This is a genomic window from Mesorhizobium sp. M5C.F.Cr.IN.023.01.1.1 (assembly GCF_003997585.1).
Lineage (GTDB): Bacteria > Pseudomonadota > Alphaproteobacteria > Rhizobiales > Rhizobiaceae > Mesorhizobium > Mesorhizobium wenxiniae.
Window position 1 is genome coordinate 26,469 of sequence record NZ_RZSU01000055.1, and the last position, 16,746, is coordinate 43,214.

Annotated in this window: 16 protein-coding genes and 1 pseudogene; 5 read left to right on the forward strand and 12 right to left on the reverse strand. The window is 61.3% G+C overall.

The features are described 5' to 3' along the window. Position 1: 1 nt before the first annotated feature. On the reverse strand, positions 2-802 hold the full coding sequence (locus tag EOA78_RS21195) for a PhnD/SsuA/transferrin family substrate-binding protein (RefSeq protein ID WP_127316824.1): 801 nt from the start codon (positions 800-802) through the stop codon (positions 2-4). 84 nt (positions 803-886) lie between these two features. Continuing rightward, the gene (locus EOA78_RS21200; RefSeq protein ID WP_164783862.1) at positions 887-1,897 is read right to left on the reverse strand and encodes a fatty acid desaturase; all 1,011 of its coding nucleotides are present in this window, start codon (positions 1,895-1,897) and stop codon (positions 887-889) included. Between the two features lie 228 nt (positions 1,898-2,125). On the opposite strand from EOA78_RS21200, the gene EOA78_RS21205 reads away from it, so the two are divergent. Together EOA78_RS21205 and bmt are read left to right on the forward strand one after the other, a co-directional pair. Continuing rightward, positions 2,126-2,968, forward strand: a complete 843-nt coding sequence (locus EOA78_RS21205) for a helix-turn-helix transcriptional regulator (RefSeq protein WP_029351899.1) — start codon at positions 2,126-2,128, stop codon at positions 2,966-2,968. A 79-nt stretch (positions 2,969-3,047) separates the two neighbouring features. Beyond that, positions 3,048-4,064, forward strand: a complete 1,017-nt coding sequence (bmt, locus tag EOA78_RS21210) for a betaine--homocysteine S-methyltransferase (protein WP_029351901.1) — start codon at positions 3,048-3,050, stop codon at positions 4,062-4,064. A gap of 113 nt (positions 4,065-4,177) precedes the next feature. Here bmt and EOA78_RS21215 read toward each other — a convergent pair whose 3' ends face one another. From EOA78_RS21215 to EOA78_RS21240, 6 genes and pseudogenes are all read right to left on the reverse strand, one after another. Next, positions 4,178-6,223, reverse strand: coding sequence for a VWA domain-containing protein (locus tag EOA78_RS21215; protein WP_127316825.1), 2,046 nt, complete (start codon positions 6,221-6,223; stop codon positions 4,178-4,180). Positions 6,224-6,225: 2 nt separating this feature from the next. Then, positions 6,226-6,786, reverse strand: a complete 561-nt coding sequence (locus EOA78_RS21220) for an RNA polymerase sigma factor (RefSeq protein ID WP_127316826.1) — start codon at positions 6,784-6,786, stop codon at positions 6,226-6,228. Between the two features lie 94 nt (positions 6,787-6,880). Beyond that, a complete protein-coding gene (locus EOA78_RS21225; protein WP_127316827.1) occupies positions 6,881-7,930 on the reverse strand; it encodes a hypothetical protein in 1,050 nt (349 codons plus the stop codon). 117 nt (positions 7,931-8,047) lie between these two features. Further along, positions 8,048-8,521, reverse strand: a pseudogene (locus EOA78_RS21230) (dienelactone hydrolase family protein); the annotation flags it as partial. A gap of 92 nt (positions 8,522-8,613) precedes the next feature. After that, positions 8,614-9,285 carry a hypothetical protein gene (locus EOA78_RS21235; RefSeq protein ID WP_245477627.1) on the reverse strand — a complete coding sequence of 224 codons (672 nt, stop codon included), beginning with the start codon at positions 9,283-9,285 and terminating at the stop codon, positions 8,614-8,616. Between the two features lie 107 nt (positions 9,286-9,392). Beyond that, entirely contained in the window at positions 9,393-10,967 is a 1,575-nt protein-coding gene (locus EOA78_RS21240; protein ID WP_127316829.1) for a trimethylamine methyltransferase family protein, read from the reverse strand. Positions 10,968-11,238: 271 nt separating this feature from the next. Here EOA78_RS21240 and EOA78_RS21245 point away from each other — a divergent pair, with 271 nt between their 5' ends. After that, complete coding sequence (locus tag EOA78_RS21245) at positions 11,239-11,937, forward strand: B12-binding domain-containing protein (RefSeq protein ID WP_127316830.1); 699 nt, start codon at positions 11,239-11,241, stop codon at positions 11,935-11,937. 989 nt (positions 11,938-12,926) lie between these two features. On the opposite strand, the gene EOA78_RS36090 is transcribed toward EOA78_RS21245, so the two are convergent. Continuing rightward, a complete protein-coding gene (locus tag EOA78_RS36090; RefSeq protein WP_164783860.1) occupies positions 12,927-13,091 on the reverse strand; it encodes a hypothetical protein in 165 nt (54 codons plus the stop codon). A 651-nt stretch (positions 13,092-13,742) separates the two neighbouring features. On the opposite strand from EOA78_RS36090, the gene EOA78_RS21250 reads away from it, so the two are divergent. Then, positions 13,743-13,961 carry a Flp family type IVb pilin gene (locus EOA78_RS21250; protein WP_029351922.1) on the forward strand — a complete coding sequence of 73 codons (219 nt, stop codon included), beginning with the start codon at positions 13,743-13,745 and terminating at the stop codon, positions 13,959-13,961. 308 nt (positions 13,962-14,269) lie between these two features. Here the strand turns inward: EOA78_RS21250 and EOA78_RS21255 are convergent, their stop codons facing one another. Both EOA78_RS21255 and EOA78_RS21260 read right to left on the reverse strand, forming a co-directional pair. Further along, on the reverse strand, positions 14,270-14,485 hold the full coding sequence (locus EOA78_RS21255; protein ID WP_127316831.1) for a hypothetical protein: 216 nt from the start codon (positions 14,483-14,485) through the stop codon (positions 14,270-14,272). A 272-nt stretch (positions 14,486-14,757) separates the two neighbouring features. After that, a complete protein-coding gene (locus EOA78_RS21260) occupies positions 14,758-14,898 on the reverse strand; it encodes an entericidin A/B family lipoprotein (RefSeq protein WP_127316832.1) in 141 nt (46 codons plus the stop codon). Between the two features lie 64 nt (positions 14,899-14,962). Between EOA78_RS21260 and EOA78_RS21265 the strand changes: the two genes are divergently transcribed. Beyond that, positions 14,963-15,592, forward strand: coding sequence for a DUF1638 domain-containing protein (locus tag EOA78_RS21265; RefSeq protein ID WP_127316833.1), 630 nt, complete (start codon positions 14,963-14,965; stop codon positions 15,590-15,592). A gap of 8 nt (positions 15,593-15,600) precedes the next feature. Here EOA78_RS21265 and EOA78_RS21270 read toward each other — a convergent pair whose 3' ends face one another. Continuing rightward, positions 15,601-16,524, reverse strand: coding sequence for an NAD(P)-dependent oxidoreductase (locus EOA78_RS21270; RefSeq protein ID WP_127316834.1), 924 nt, complete (start codon positions 16,522-16,524; stop codon positions 15,601-15,603). Positions 16,525-16,746: the final 222 nt, after the last annotated feature.

Here is a 16,746-nt window from a genome sequence, read left to right on the forward strand (position 1 = left end):
TTTACGCGAGCGCCGCGACAGCCTCGCGCAACGCCACCACGATTTTCTCCGGTGTCGCCTTGGCGGTGATGAACGGCAGGCCCTTGCGCCGCGTTGTCCAACCGACGACCGTCACCGCTTCCGCTACAGGCTCGAAGCGCCGCGCCAGCGCCCAGCTCTGGCAGTCGATGGCCGCGACATCGGCCTTGCCCTCGGCGATCGCGACGATCGACGCGCGGTGGCCACCGCTTTCACTGCGCTCTGAGAAGATATCAAGGCTATCGCCCAGCGCCTTTAGGTCACGCGTCAGCGCGATGATGCCCGACATGGAATCGAGGCTGTTGAAGGTAAAGTGCTTGCCACGCAGGATATCAATCGGGATGAATGGGCTGCCATCGGACGTTGAGCCGACCGTTGGCGCTTCACCTACCCGCATCACGATGGCGCTAGAATACAGTTCGCCCTGCCCGCCCTCGAAGGCATCGTAATTCGGCTGGCCGATCACCTGGACATGCTTCGACAGGCCGAGTTCCATCGGACCCCAGCAGGTCTGTGCGAACAGCAGCGCCGGATGCACCCAGAGGCCGTGAAAATCCAATTCGTCCGGCGGCAGCGTCGCCGGATCGGGCGCGATAACCGCTCCGGCGGCGTCGCGGATGCCGCCTTCTACGGGCCGCAAATCGGCATTGACGCGAGCGATGGTCTGCGGCGCGTCTATGCCTTTTTGCCGGAAGGCATCACGCAGCCGTGCCCATTGGGCATCAACCTCGATCCGCATTTCGGGCCAGTCGTACATCGGCAAGGCGGCAACGAAATCGCTCATGCCGGGATTTTGATCGTTACGCTGAGAAACTGACGAGACCATTCGACGCGCACCTGGGCATCGCCGCCGGCGATGCCACAAAATTCATTCTTTCGGCGGCTCGGCGGGCACCGGCGCACTGCCTAGCCCATTGAGGCTGCGCGCTCTGACGCGCGGCTTGAACGCCCGGCCCGGTTCCGGCGTGCGCCGCAGCACCGGGTGGACGATCGGCTCCTTCGCCTTGAACGCATAAGCCTTGAGAAGCGCCAAATAGTTCGGATAAGCGTAGCCATTGTTCATCCGCAGCCACTCGTCACGGCGCTCGCGAAACAGCTTCGGCAGCCGGTACCAAGCCACCGTCGGGCTCTTGTGATGGACGAAATGCAGATTGTTGTTGAGGAACAGGAACGACAGCGGCGAACGCTCGACGATCACCGTGCGGCCTTCCGGATGCTCCGACCATTGGTGCTCTGCGAAGGTGCGGATCGAGATCAGTGATTGGCCCAGCCACACCGGAACCAGAATGTAGAGCCATAGCGGGACGCCGAAGCCGAACTGCACGACCGGCAGCACCACGGCGAGGCCGACGGCGTGCAGCAGCCATGCCTTTCGGATCATCTTGTCGCCGGCGAGCACCTGCTTGGCATCGTCGATGAAGAAGCCGATGCACGACAGCCATGGGCCGAGAATGAGACGGCCGATCATGGTGTTGTTGATCTTCAGCAGGAACTTCATCGCCGGCGGCAATTCGTCATGGTGGCACAGCGCCTTGTAGTAGCTTTCAGGATCGTCAAGCGGATCGGTCAGCCGTTCGTCGGCATGATGGCGCAGATGAATGGTCTTGAACCGACGGAACGGCCAGACGAGACCGATCGGCAGGAAGACGAAAGCTTCGTTGAGCTGCGCATTGCGAGTCGGATGGCCGTGCAGGACTTCGTGGGCCAGCGAGGATTGCAGCGCGGCCATCAAGGCCAGAACCAAGAGCGCCAGCAGCGGATAGGACGGCCACAGGAATAGGCCGGCTGCAAGCCAGGTGCCGTAACAGAAAAACGCGAGAAACACGGTCGGCCATTCGATGGCCGGCGCATTGCGTCGTCTGTTATTCATGCTCGTCATGGATCGACCACTGCCCTTCCAGTCGCCGGAATCGTTTTGATTCCTGACAGCATTGTGTCAGGAGCATCGAGATGCTGCAACGCGACAAGGCGCACAAAATGTTGCGATTGCGCATTTTTAGCCGCAGATGTTATATATTGTAAACGAATTGGAGGATTCATTTACGCCTAAACTGCCACTTTAACGGATTAGGCGGATTTTTTTCCTCCCAACGGCCGGAATGACGATATGGACAAACGCGACCTATCGACGATCTTCCGGGAGCGCCTGAAAATGCTCCTGACACGATCCGACTTGAACCAGTCCGCTTTCGCGACGGCGGTGGGCATCGATCGTTCGGCGCTTTCGCAGCTGCTGTCCGGCGCCTCGACACGCCTTCCCCGCGCCGAAACGCTGCTCAACATTGCCGCCGAATTCAAAGTGTCGCTCGACTGGCTGCTCGGCCTCAGCCAGGACGAAGGCGTCACCGGTGAAATCCGCGAGAGCCTGGAGATCGAGGAAGCGCCCGACGGTTTCGACCGCACGCTGCTGGCCAGATGGCATGCCGAGGCCGCCGGTACGAAAATCCGTTACGTGCCGGCCGGCATTCCCGACCTTCTGCGCACCGAGGCGCTCGTCGACTACGAGGCTGGTATCGCCAACAAGAGCCGGGAGGCCCAGGCCGGTGAGACGCAGTACCGCATCGACTACAACCGGCGGCCGGAAACCGACATGGAAGTCTGCATGCCGCGCCACACGCTGGAGATCTTTGCGCGCGGACTGGGCGTCTGGGACCGTTTTCCTGAGGCCGACCGCCACCAGCAGCTTCTTCACATGGCGACGCTGCTCGACGACCTTTATCCCACCTTCCGCCTGTTTCTCTATGACGGGCGGATGCGCTACTCGATTCCCTACACCATATTCGGGCCCTATCGTGCCGCCATCTATGTCGGCGACATGTATCTGGTGCTGAACGCGACCCAGCCAGTCCGCACGCTGACCAGCCATTTCGACAATCTGATCCGCGCCGCCGACATCAACGCGCATGAGGCGGCCAGCTTCACGCAAAGGCTGGCGGAGATGCGATTTTGACGGCTTGTTTGATTGACGCCATATAAAGATTTCTTTATATCCTTATCTCGACAAAGAATCCCCGGAAGGCGTATTTCCAATGACCAATCCAATTGACGCGCTGCTTGCTGAAAAGGGCGTTCTGCTTGCCGATGGCGCCACCGGCACCAATCTGTTCGCCATGGGGCTAGAGGCGGGCGAGGCTCCAGAGTTGCTGAACGAGACGGCGCCGGACACCATCACCAGTCTCCACCAGAACTTCGTCGATGCCGGCGCTGACATCATCCTGACCAACTCCTTCGGCGGCACCCGCCACCGGCTGAAGCTGCACCATGCGCAAGGCCGCGTGCATGCGCTGAACAAGCGCGCCGCCGAGATCGCCCGCGCTGTCGCCGATAAAGCCGGCCGCAAGGTCATCGTGGCGGGCTCGGTCGGCCCGACCGGCGAGTTGCTGGTGCCGCTCGGCGCGATGACCTATGACGAGGCGGTCGAGGCCTTTGCCGAACAGATCGAGGGCCTGAAAGCCGGCGGCGCCGAAGTCGCCTGGATCGAGACCATGTCGGCGCCGGACGAAATCCGCGCGGCAGCCGAAGCCGCGATCCGCGTCGGCTTGCCCTATACCTACACCGGCTCCTTCGACACCGCCGGCCGCACCATGATGGGGCTGTTGCCGAAGGACATCCACGGCGTCGCCGATGGCTTGTCGCAGGCTCCGCTCGGTGTCGGCGCCAACTGCGGCGTCGGCGCCTCCGACATCCTCGCTTCGCTGCTCGACATGACGGAGGCGAAGCCGGAGGCAACGGTGATCGTCAAGGGCAATTGCGGCATTCCGGAATTTCGCGGCGCCGAGATCCATTATTCCGGCACGCCCGAGCTGATGGCCGACTATGTCAGGCTGGCCGTCGATGCCGGCGCAAAGATCGTCGGCGGTTGCTGCGGCACCTCGTTCGCCCACCTCGCCGCCATGCGCAAGGCGCTCGATGCGCATACAAGGTCGGATCGCCCGAGCATCGAAAAAATCGTCGAGCGCATTGGCCCGATGCGCAACAAGCAGGCCACAGTCAACACCGTCGAGACCAGCGAAGCCCGCCGCGAGCGCCGGCGCAGCCGCGCCTGACAAATGTTGAAAAAGGCCGGAAAGGTTTCCCCTGCCGGCCTGCCTCACCCGCCCGTGGGTCGGTTTCCACTATCCGAACGATCCCGTCTGACGAAAATCGGACGTCATCACGATTACCGGTTACCGCCAAGCGCCGAGGCAAGGCGCACCAGCGAGAGGAACTCGGACCGGTACCCAAACGGGTCGGCTCCCCGGGCGGTAGTGGCAATTCCCATGATCTTGTCATAGCCGAACTTCGCGGTCGCATCCTCGTCGCGCAGCTTCTGGCCGAAGGCAGCGACGGCAATGGAGAACCGCTGGTCGGTGCTGGCCTGGTCGAAATCAGCCACTTCGTTGGCTGATGTCACCGGCGTGGTGATCAGCTTCGAGGCATCCTCGTTCGGCAGCTTATAGCGGATTTTCACGAAGGCATATTCGTCGGCGTTGGCGACGCCGCCATTGTTCACCGAAGCCTGGCCGTAGCGCAGCGGATCGATCTGCTCGCCGCCGCTGCCCTGCGGCGTGATCTCGTAGATCGCGGTGACCGAATGGCCGGAACCGATCTCGCCGGCATCGACGCGGTCGTTGTTGAAATCCTCGCGATTCAAGGCCCGGGTCTCGTAGCCGATCAGCCGGTATTCCGAGACCCTGTTCGGATTGAACTCGACCTGGATCTTCACGTCCTTGGCGATGGTGAACAATGTCGAGGACGCATCCTCGACCAGCACCTTCTCGGCCTCGGCCAAAGTGTCGATATAGGCGGCGGTGCCGTTGCCGTTCTGGGCGATGGTCTGCATCATCTGATCGTTCAGATTGCCGCGACCGAAACCGAACACCGACAGAAACACCCCGATCTTGCGCTCTTTTTCGATCAACCGCTTCAGATCGTCGTCGTCGGTCTGGCCGACATTGAAATCGCCGTCCGTGGCCAGCATTACGCGATTGATCCCGTCGTTGACGAAGGATTTCTGCGCCAGCCGATAGGCTTCCTTGATGCCCGCCTCGCCGGCCGTGCTGCCGCCGGGCATCAACGTGTCGATGGCATTGAGGATCTTGTCCTTCTCCGAAACTTTCGTCGGCTCGAGGACGGTGCCGGCATCACCCGCATAAGTGACGATCGAAACCGTGTCGTCGGGCCTCAGCCTGTTGACCAGAAGCCGGAAGGCCGATTGCAAGAGCGGCAGCTTGTCCTGCTCGTTCATCGAGCCCGACACGTCGATCAGAAACACCAGATTGGCTTTGGGCTGCTCGGCCGGCTTGGCGTCGAAACCCTTGATAGCGACATGCATCAGCCTGGTGTGCTCGTTCCACGGCGTCGGCATGACGCTGACGGTCGAGTTGAACGGGGTCGAGGCAGAGTCCGGTCCTTTCCAGTCATAGGGGAAGTAGTTGATCATCTCCTCGACGCGGACGGTGTCGGCTCGCGGCACAATACCTTCCCTGAGCGAACGCCGCACGAAGGAATAGGAAGCGGTGTCGACATCGATCGAAAAGGTCGAGACCGGGTCTTCGAGCGCGGCACGCACCGGATTGCTCTTGAAATCCTCGACGCGGTCGCGATTTTGCTCCGGCAACGGCATCTGGTCGGCCGGCATAGGCGGTTGTACCATCAGTTTGGACTCGGCTGTTGTGCCGGCCATACGCTTGACCGGTGGGGCGCTTGCGCCGCCGTCCTGTGCGAACTCGCCGCCCGGCGCCGGCGGAGGCGCATTGCTGGTCAGCGCACCTTGCCTTGCCAGGCCGCCGGCGCCAGCCGACTCTGGCTTCGGCGGCGATGCCGGCGCAAGCGCCTCGGCTGCGTTGCGGCTTTCGGCGTCGGCATCGGCTTTCTTCCTAGCCACTGGTTTGTCGGCCAGCGTTTCGGTGATCTTCTCGTCGCCACCGGAATGGAATGGCTGCTCCTGCAGCATGTAGATGGTGGCGTATCCGGCTATCGGTAGGGCGACGAGCCCGGCAATGGCCGGAGTGACGAAGAGTTTCTTTCGCATGATTTCGCTCCAGAGCTTTTGTGCTCGCTCTGTAAGACGAAGCCCTTTCGCTGATCCTTGGGCGGCGGGTGAGGTTTTTTCGTCCAGGTCGTAAGCCCGCATGGCGGCCTCGAAGGCACGCGCCTTCGCGTCGGTACCCGGTGCCGGTGCTGCGATGTCGCGCAGTCTGTTGAGTTCGTTGTCGTCGACCATGATCACACTTCCCCGGCTGAACGCATGAGCGTCTTCAACCGTTTCTTCGCTTCATGGATGTGCCAGGAAACCGTCGTCTCCGAGATGCCTATCGCCTCGGCGGCGGCTGCGTGGCTGAGCCCTTCGCCATAGACGAGCAGCACTGCGTCGCGCTGCTTGTCCGGCAGCATCCGCACCGCCGCCCAAAGCGCCTCGGCCGGATCTTCGGGCTCGGCCGGGGCTTCTCCCGTGATCAGCTCGTAAGCTCCGTAGGCTTCGATCTTGATCGTCTCGCGGACCGTCTTGCGCATCACGTCGCGTGCCGCATTCAGCGTCATGGTGTAGAGCCAGGTGGTGAAGGCGCCGCTGCCATGATAGTCGCGGATCGCCCGGCCGAGCCGGACGCAGACTTCCTGGGCGATATCCTCGGCGTCGGCCTTCTTCCCGCACCAGCGATATGCGGCGCGATAGACGAAATCATAGTGCCTTTCGAGCAATTTGCCGAAAGCCCGCCTGTCTCCGCCCTTCGCCCGCCCGATCAACTCGGCGTCGGAGGCTTCGCTTTCATCCAGCATCATCGCCATCATTTGCCTGTTGGACGAAGGCTAGCGGCGGTTCCTTGGGGTGGTGGAAAGAAAAGGACAAACCGCCTTCGAGAACACCAACCATGGGTGCTCCTCACTCTCCGGGACAGACCAGGCGCACGGTGACCGTGTGCTTGCCGCTGACCGACATGCCGCCCTGTGTCACGATCTTGGCAAACGGCATCGTGCTGACATCTTGCGAGATGTCCGCCTCGCTCGCAAAGCGTTCTGCTGCAAACACCTCGCCGCTGCCGACTTCGCCTTGAGGACGCATCGACATGCCGAAACCGCCCCTGCAGCGAAGCTTTACGTCGCCGGGCCGGCCTGACGACTTGCTCTCGAGGCTCATGACAAAGCCATCTGTATCCAGAGCCAGATCGATGTCATCGTTGAGTTGCCCGCTCGATTTGCACGTCATGCCGCCAATCTTCGCGTTCTTGATCTTGCCGGATTGTTTGCCCTTTCCGTTCACCGTCCAACTGTCCGACCCGGGCGAGCTCTTGCCCTCCATCTCGATCGAGGACGTCACATACGAATAAGTGGCATCGAACTGCGGACCTTTGATTCGGGGCTCCATCTTCGCTTCCACGGTGATTGTCCCCTCATCCACGATGCGCTTGAGTTGTGCCCGCATGGCGTGAGACTGCTCCCTATAACGTTCGGCTTCTTCGGCGGCGAACTGACTGGGCAATCTATCCCAGTAGACCGCAGGGGTTTCCCTTGCGCATCTCTCCCTGTGCGCGGCCTCGTGAGCCAACGTGATGTCCGCGATTTCCTTGCACTGCGAGCCAGCGCGCAGCGCCTCAAGATCGGCCGGCTTCTGCTCGCAGCTGCCAAACTTCATGTCCACCGTCAAAGGACCCGAATAGCCGTAGGCCGGGTTGTGAGGGAGCTTGAACGTGCGCATGACGTCGGCGCGCGCCCTGGACGATCGGTCCTGGATGTTAACGTCTGAATCGGGATGGATCGGGTTCTTGTGCGCCCCGATCAGCGGATCCTCGACCGCCTTGAGCTTCGCCGCCATATCGGCGAAGAACATCGCCTCATACTCGGCGTTCTTCAGTTCTTCCTGAACGCTGCGCAGGTTGCGGCAGGAACATTTTGCTTGATCGGCAAAGGCTGGCTGGACCATCGCACTGGTCAACAGGCAAAGGCCTAGAATCTTGCTCCCGAGAGAAACCCGCATCATAGCCCCTGATCAAACGACTGCCGCCGGTATTCAGGAGCTATGTTTCGAGACTATGTCGCCGGCCCCGGCGAGCTAGCCCAACGTTTCACTGAACAGCGTCGCCATTCGCTTCGAGTGGCGCTCGGCGCCCGTTGCGTCGAAGGCGCTGTGGTCCGCCACGCACCAGCCATGCACCATGCCGGCATAGTTCTCGATGACATGGTCGGCTTCAGCCGTGCGCAGCGCTTCGGCCAGCCGTGCCGACTGCTCCGGCGGAAAACTTCTGTCAACACCCGCCGTGCCGACATAGACCCGCGCCTTGATCGACGCAGCCTTCCGGTGCGGGCTGTCGGCGGCATCGCTCGCCAGATTGCCGCCATGGAAACTGGCCGCGGCAACGATCCGGCCGGAATAGGTCGCGGCGGCGTTCAGCGCCCGCGCTCCGCCCATGCAATAGCCGACGGTGCCGACCGGTCCGGTCACGCCTTCGGCATCGAGCGCATCGAGGAAAGCGCCGCTGTCGCGGATGGTCATGTCCTGTGTCGTGCCGCTGAGGAGACCCGTGATGACGTTGTCGCGCGATACATATCCACGCGGGCCAACAGGGCAAGGCGCAATGAGGCAACCTCCTTCAAGATTTCGTGCGGCATTCGGCGATGCTACAGACCCGCGAACGCGGCCATGTGAAAGGCTTGAACCTGTGGCGGATAGCGGTAGTCAGCGCCATAGGGACAGGCGTTGCGGTCGAGACAGCCGCCGGTTCGGCAAGGCGCGCCGTTTTGCCCACGCACATGCGCCAGACAAGTTTCATACGCGAAACCATCCGCAGAATACGGGTTGACGGGACAGGATTTCAGGCAAGGTTTGTCGACACATGTGTCGCAAAGGTGAATCGCGCCGCGGGGTTCGTGAAGCGCTATTTCGACCTCGAACAGCAGCGCGCCGCGATAGGCGTGCCAGAGTCCGTATTGCGGATGCATGAGGATGCCGAGCGGCGACGGCCGCAACCCCTCCGCCCGCATCGCCCATTGCTGGAACGGCAGATACGGTCTGTCGGACGGACACACGGCACGCGCGCCGAAGTCGTTCGCCACCCCGCCGATCACTTCGCGCGACCATCTGTCGAGCGGATTGGCGACGGCCTGTGATTGGCTTTCTTTCCAGCGCAGGAAATGCGGCCATGGCGCGGCGCCCGCCTGCCCCACCAGCAGCACGGATTTGGCGGCACCGCCAGAGAGGCCGGAAAGTGTTTCCTCGCCCCCTGCAAAATTGAAACCGCCGCGAAGCATGAGACCATGGGCGGAAAGTGCCGCCGCGATGGGTTCCGTCATGCTGCGCTCAAGGATCATCCCTTCCTGTCCGGATCGGAGAAGGCGCTCCGCCAGACTTCCTTATGGATGATGTTGGCGACTTTAGCCCCGCCTGACTCGGGCTCCTTTCAGGTGAAGGCGTCGGCCATCGACGCCTTCTTCGTGGCGATGAACTCCTTCAGCCCATCGTCGATACCCTGATCGAGATGCGGCGCCTCGTAGCTTTCCAGCCAGCGACGGGCGAGTTCGTTGGCGCGCTGCGGAGCGGTTTTTTCGCCCTCGGCCAGCCACTGCTCGTAGGAATTATTGTCGGCAATGCTGGAACGGTAGAAGGCGGTCTGGAAATTGGCCTGGGTGTGGTCACAGCCGAGATAGTGGCTGCCCGGGCCGACCTGGCGGATGGCGTCCATCGCCTGGCCGTTCTCCGACAGGTCGACGCCTTCGGAGAATTTCTGCGTCATGCCGAGCTGGTCGATGTCCATCATGAATTTTTCGTAGCAGGAGGCGAGTCCGCCTTCGAGCCAGCCGGCCGAATGCAGCACGAAATTGGTGCCGGCGAGAATCGTTGAGTTCAGCGTGTTGGCGCTCTCATAGGCCGCCTGCGCATCCGGTATCTTCGAAGCGCAGAGCGAGCCGCCGGTGCGGAACGGCAGGTCGAGCCGGCGGGCGAGCTGCGCCGCGCCATAGGAAACCAGCGACGGCTCCGGCGTGCCGAAGGTCGGCGCGCCCGACTGCATCGAAATCGACGAGGCGAAGGTGCCGAACAGCACCGGCGCGCCCGGCCGGATCAGCTGCGTGAACGACGCGCCGGCCAGCACTTCGGCCAGAACCTGGGTCAGCGTGCCGGCGACCGTCACCGGGCTCATTGCGCCGGCGAGAATGAACGGCGTGACGATGCAGGCCTGGTTGTGACGCGAATAGACTTTCAGCGCACCCAGCATGGTCTCGTCGAACACCATCGGCGAATTGGCGTTGATCAGGCTGGTTAGCACCGTGTTGTTTTCGACGAAATCGTCGCCGAACACGATCTTGGCCATCGCCACCGTGTCTTCGGCGCGCTCGGGCGCGGTGACCGAGCCCATAAACGGCTTGTCCGAATATTTGATGTGGCTGTAGATCATGTCGAGATGGCGCTTGTTGACCGGCACGTCGACCGGCTCGCACACCGTGCCGCCCGAATGATGGATCGACGGCGCCATATAGGCGAGCTTCACGAAATTCCGGAAATCCTCGATCGTCGCATAGCGCCTGACGCCATCGAGATCGCGCACGAAGGGCGGGCCGTAGACCGGCGCGAAGACGGTGGCGTTGCCACCGATCTGCACCGAACGTTCGGCATTGCGGGCATGCTGGGTATAGACGGACGGCGCGGTTTTCAAAAGCGAGCGGCAGAGCCCCTTGGGAAAGTGCACGCGCTCGCCCTTGACGTCGGCGCCGGCCTCTTTCCACAGCTGCAGCGCCTCGGCGTCGTCGCGAAAGATGATGCCGATCTCTTCGAGCACCGTGTCGGTGTTCTTCTCGATCAGCGCCAGCCCTTCCTCGTCCAGCACCTCATAGACGTTGATCTTGCGCTTGATGTAGGTGAGCTGGGCGCCGGGGCCGCCACCCGAGCGCGCCGCCCGTCGGGCAGCGGCACCACCGCTGGCGGCGCGTCCGCGCCGCGCGTTTGACGCTTCCTGGTCGACCGGCGCGTTCTCACTCATGATCGTTCTTCCCTGACTTTTGTTCTGGCCTGATTATTACGGCCGCATATCGCGGCTTCTGGCCGGATCGTAGCCATGCACCCTATTCGAAACGGCCCGCCAGCGCCAACGCCTGTCGCAAAATCGACAAGAATTCCAATAGATTTGCAGTCGCTTTCCTTTTGCGGGAAGTCGCAAATCAGCTATGGACGTACGCCTGTAGCGGGTTAGGTATTGGCGTGATATTTGAGGCCCCGCAATTGCATCTGTGCGGCAAGGAGCTGGATTAAAAATGGCCGACGACGAGATCATCCTTTCCGAGCTTTCCGACGACGAACTCGTGCAGCAGATGCACGACGACCTTTATGACGGGCTGAAGGAAGAGATCGAGGAAGGCACTCAGATCCTGCTCGAACGCGGCTGGGAGCCCTACAAGGTGCTGACCGAGGCGCTGGTCGAAGGCATGCGCATCGTCGGCGAGGATTTTCGCGACGGCATCCTGTTCGTTCCCGAAGTGCTGCTGTCGGCCAACGCGATGAAGGCCGGCATGTTCATCCTGCGTCCGCTGCTCGCCGCCACCGGCGCACCGAAGCAGGGCAAGATGGTGATCGGCACCGTCAAGGGCGATATCCACGACATCGGCAAGAACCTCGTCGGCATGATGATGGAAGGCGCCGGCTTCGACGTCATCGACCTCGGCATCAACAATGCGGTGGAAAAATATCTCGACGCCATCGAACAGCACCAGCCTGACATTATCGGCATGTCGGCGCTGCTGACGACGACCATGCCCTATATGAAGGTCGTCATCGACACGATGAAGGAAAAGGGCATCCGCGACGACTATGTCGTGCTGGTCGGCGGCGCGCCACTCAACGAGGAATTCGGCAAAGCCGTCGGCGCCGACGCCTATTGCCGCGACGCGGCCGTGGCGGTCGAAACCGCCAAGGACTTCATGAAGCGCAAGCACAACGTCCGCGCGTCGGCCTGAGCTTTTTAGCCAATTTCCCGAGGGACTGGCGCGGTGCCCTCGGCGCTTTTGTCCCATTGACCTCGGCGGCAAGCTCGCCACTGGATTTCTCGATCGGCATAGGCATGCCGTCGGCATGGCGCCGGCCGGCTAGCTATTGGACGCACGGTGCTTCCGCGACCACGCCAACCCTACGGTCCCAACCTCTGTTAGCTTATTCGTGCGGCAGACTCCAACGCCGCCCGGCCCACTGCTCCCGGCGAACGGACCCAATTGCCCGCTGGTTAGGCCCGGCGGCCCGCTGGTCACCCCCGATTGGCTATCGGGCTGTTCTACCTGCCCCCGTTTGTGGCCAGACGTTCGACAAGCGGAACCTTGGCGAAGTGCCGCTCCTCGACCATGAGCCGCTGCCGACCGAACAATAGATTCCGTCAGCCTCTCGACATGACGGCAAAATGCGGCTGCTCATCGTCCGCTGGCCTGCCGTTGAGCAGATTGAGCGCCCCCGATGTTCGGCATGAGGAACATACTTACGAACAGTGTTCGTTCGAATGATGCTATTCCGTTGCCTTGAGCGCAAGTTTTGGTCAGCCAGCACAGCGCCTCCTCTTAAGCTCGCTGGTGGTCAAGGCCCAGCGGCCTCCAGCTGCCAGTCCCCCTCGCAACCAAGCCGCTGGGCCGGCCCCGCTAGAGCGAAGAGCGTTGTCCCGCATGTTAGCAACATCTTGACCAAGCCCTAGCGCGCTCCAGACTCAATTTCATGGCGCGGGGCACAGGGGTATTGTGACGTGGTGGCGGTCACCGCTACAGTGCGAAAGCGGGTACGCGAGAACCAGACGGGTCGAGAAATACCGGCCCCAGAAGCGCAACAAGCCGCTGCGTGACATGGCGGGCTAGCATAGAGTCCAAGAGAACATCCGCAGCGCCTGGGCCGCCCTCAAACTGGTTCGTATGACTATTGAACAGACCCGCCCAGCCGGGGTGTTGCCGAGCGAGGAAGCAGTTTTGTGCTATTCGGTTCCGAGCCTGTCCATGAAGGCGAAGCCCTTGCCAAAGCCATCATTGAGGCGGTTGAAAGGCTGGCCCGATGATTCGCCTTGTGTCAGTGCCGCGACAAGCAGCGAGCAATCGAGCTCCTCCGGGAACGAAACCGTCAGGTCACGCTGAGTTGCCATGCGAAGCGATTTCAATCTTGCCGTCTTTGCGGCGCGTTCGGCGCACTCAGCCTCAGCGATTGCCTTCGCGGAGCGCCTAATTGTGCTATTTCCCAGCCAACACATCTATTCGATCCAGCAGAATTCCGATGCGCCGGTCATGCCCTGACTCTTTGAGATTGTCGCCGTTCATTGTGATGAAGTCGGTTTCGATCAGTGAGGTTAAAACCTGCACTCCCGCCATGAGGCGCGGGCAGATCGGCTTTAGAATAGCCGTTGGCTTGGCAGCGCCACCTAAAGCCGACCTTGGCCGCGCGTCTGCACTCCAACAAACGCATTGAAGGCAAGTCGCGGGCAAAAAAATGCGGAAAGCGGTCGTCTCTCTGGGGGTGCTGACAGTTCTAGCGGCGGGGGCGATTGGCGGGTTGCTGATTACGTCAACCGCAGTTCTCTACCACGATGAAAAGGATCCAACGGACGGGTTAATCTGCCATTATTTCACGGGCGTAGGGACGTTCACTACGCCAAGCTATGCGGTGACTGGCTGCCCGCCGTTTATCAGAATTGGGTTCTAGGCGGGCTCTAGTCCCTCGTTCGAATGATGCTGATGCATTAGCTCCCGCGCATTTTGCTGGACCGACGTCGACACGTCGGGTCTAAAAGGGGAACTCCATGGACACACTCATGACGACGGCCCGGCAGTTTTGCCAAGACGATTCAGGCGCTGCCATGGTCGAATATTCGATCCTTGTCGGCATCATTGCCGCAGCAGCGATACTTGCGATCCTGGCGATTGGTGGCTGGGTCACAGGGCGTTTCACCGGCCTGTGCGCCGCGTTGGAAGCCTCGCCGCTCGGCACCTGCAACGAGGGAACGGGCGTCGGAACCTGACACGCTAAAACTCAGCGCTCTTACTGCCTGAGAAGGGTCGGCGTTCGTCGCGCCGGCCCTTTTTTACGAATTTCTGTACGACACCGCCACCCAGGCCTGTACGCTGTAGGTGTTTGTTGCATTAACGCCAGTTGCATGGCCGCAACCATTGCGCATGCTTGCCAGCCACTCGACTGGCCTTCGGCATCCAGTGTCACGCCAAAGAACGACACCGTTAGTAGACGGTTTAACGTCGCTGGCTGCCGCGATGACAGCCTCCCGCGCTAGCGGCTAGGGTGCTTATGGTAGGATCGGGCGGGTTGAAGCGCCTATTCTGATTCTTTCGCCTCTTCCTTTTTCAGGATCGGCGTCTCGGCAGTTGTCGGCGTGTTCGCGACGCTTGCGACTTTGGTTTGCTGATCTACGCTTGCCGTCTTGGTCTGCTGATCTACGGAAGCCGTCGTTTTACTGTGGCCAACACATTCCGCTGCGGCGCCGGATACCGAAAGGCCCAGAGCGGCGACAACTAAGAGAGCGGTCTTCATCCTATGGCTCCTGCTTCGTTGGTGAGGGTACCGAAAAAGATTAACGGCATATCCCACGCTCGAAAAGTCAACTTTTCGTGCCCGCCCCAACGAGAATAATTGCAATAGGCGGACACGACGTCCGCGTTTCGGCCTCATCTGGGCGAATTCGGCATGGACAATAAACCGACCCACGCCTTGCAGCACGACTTTCTCCTTCCCAGATGTTACAAGGACTTAACGCGCATCGCTTGAACTATCTTGAGAGCGATGCGTTTTGGCGAGACTGCGGATCAGGGGTTCTCGACCGTGTCCTCAACCGCGTTGGCTGTCGATTTGACGTCCCTGCCGACGCCACGGACGGTGTTGGCGCAGGCCGAAAGAGCCAGGGCGCATGCAAGAAGGGCGATCGGCGCAATGCGTAGCGGTTTCATGAATGGTGTCTCCCTCAACAAATAGATTCGTGGGACAGCAACGAAAATCGGTTAGACTGGTTCCATGAGCATTGCGCGAAAACTACAACCCGATCAACGCGACAGGCTGCTTGTCATCGCCTGCGGGATGATTGCGCGCGAAGTTCTGGCCGTCAAGGAGCAGCTGGAGCTCGACCATCTCGACCTGACCTGCCTGCCGGCGGAATTCCATTTCTACCCGGACCGCATCGCGCCAGCCATGGACAAGGCAATCGAAAAGGCCAAGGCAGACGGCTACAGTAACATCTTCGTCGGCTACGCCGATTGCGGCACCGGCGGCCTGCTTGACCGTGTCTGCGAGAAGCATGGGGTCGAGCGCATGGCCGGGCCGCATTGCTTTGCCTTCTACCAGGGCATGGATGCCTATGCGAAGGTCGCCGACGACGACATGATGTCGTTCTACATGACCGATTTCCTGTGCCGGCAGTTCGACGCCTTCTTCATGAAGCCGCTCGGCCTCGACAGGCATCCGGAGCTGATCAAGGACTATTTCGGGAATTACGAGAAGCTGGTCTATATCGCCCAGACCGACGACCCGGAACTCGACAAGGTCGCCGAGAAGGCCGCAAGAATGCTCGGCCTCGCCTATGAGCGCCGCTCGACCGGCTATGGCGACCTGACGACGGAGCTGGCCAGCGCCGCGGCACACGCCTGATCGTTCGATCAGGCGGCCCCTTCGTCCGCTGCGAGCGCGGCAAGCACATCGGCAAAGCTTGTCTTGCAGACGAAGCCCAGCCTGTCCCGCGCCCGCGAGGCGTCGTAGACACGGTCGATCGAGGAAAACATCGTCCAGCCCTTTCGCGCATAAAGCGCCGGAAATTCCGGAAAATAGTGCGCGACGACGGACGATGCATCGGCAATCAACGCCTCGCAATCATCGGGCCGGAACGGCGTTGGCGCCGAGACGATGAAGATGTCGAAGCCCAGTCGTGGCGCCATCTCCAGCGCCGCGACATGGGCCTCGGCGGCATCTTCCACGGTCAGCCGGCGGAACAACAGCTCATTGGCCTTGGTGTTGGCGTCCGACTGCTCGATCGCATGCGCCATGTCGTCTGCCTCGGGAAAGAACCGCGCAGTGCGCAGCACGATCACCGGCAGGCCGGACTGGATATGATAGAGGCGGCAAAGATGTTCGGCCGAAAGCTTGGTGATGCCGTAGATATTGCGCGGCTCGGGCGACATGTCTTCCGTCAGCCAGGCGGCCTTGCGCGCACCGCCGATCAAGCCGGCGCGTATGGCTTTCGAGATCATCAGCGAGGTCGTCGACGTGAAAACGAAACGCTGAACGCCTGATACCACTGCCGCGTCGAGCAGGTTGAGCGTGCCGCGCACATTCGTCTCGATGAAATCCTCATTTCGTTGGAGTTCGATGTCAGGCTTATGAAGCGCGCCGCTGTGGACAATCGCCTCGATGCGGTTTTCCCTGACCGTCCGCATGACCAGGTCACGGTCGCCGACCGAGCCGATCACCTGGGTTTGCGCCGATGGGACAGGATCGAGGCCGATGACGCCGTGGCCAAGGGCTCGCAAGCGAGGCGCGAGGGCGCTGCCCAGCCAGCCTGACGATCCCGTAAGCAATATCCGCATCGGCGAAACCACGATTTTAACCTGACCGCTGTTAAGCACGGATGACAGGCCGCCGCGAACGGGTAAGTTCTATGCCAAACGAGAAAACAGGCTGTTCCAGCCGTCGACCGGGAAACGCACCGATGATCGCTCGCCTCTTGATTGCCGCAGGCGTTGTCTGCTTCGCACTGCCCGCGCTCGCCGATGGCGAGGTGCAGAAGCTGATCACGCCCGCCGACAAGG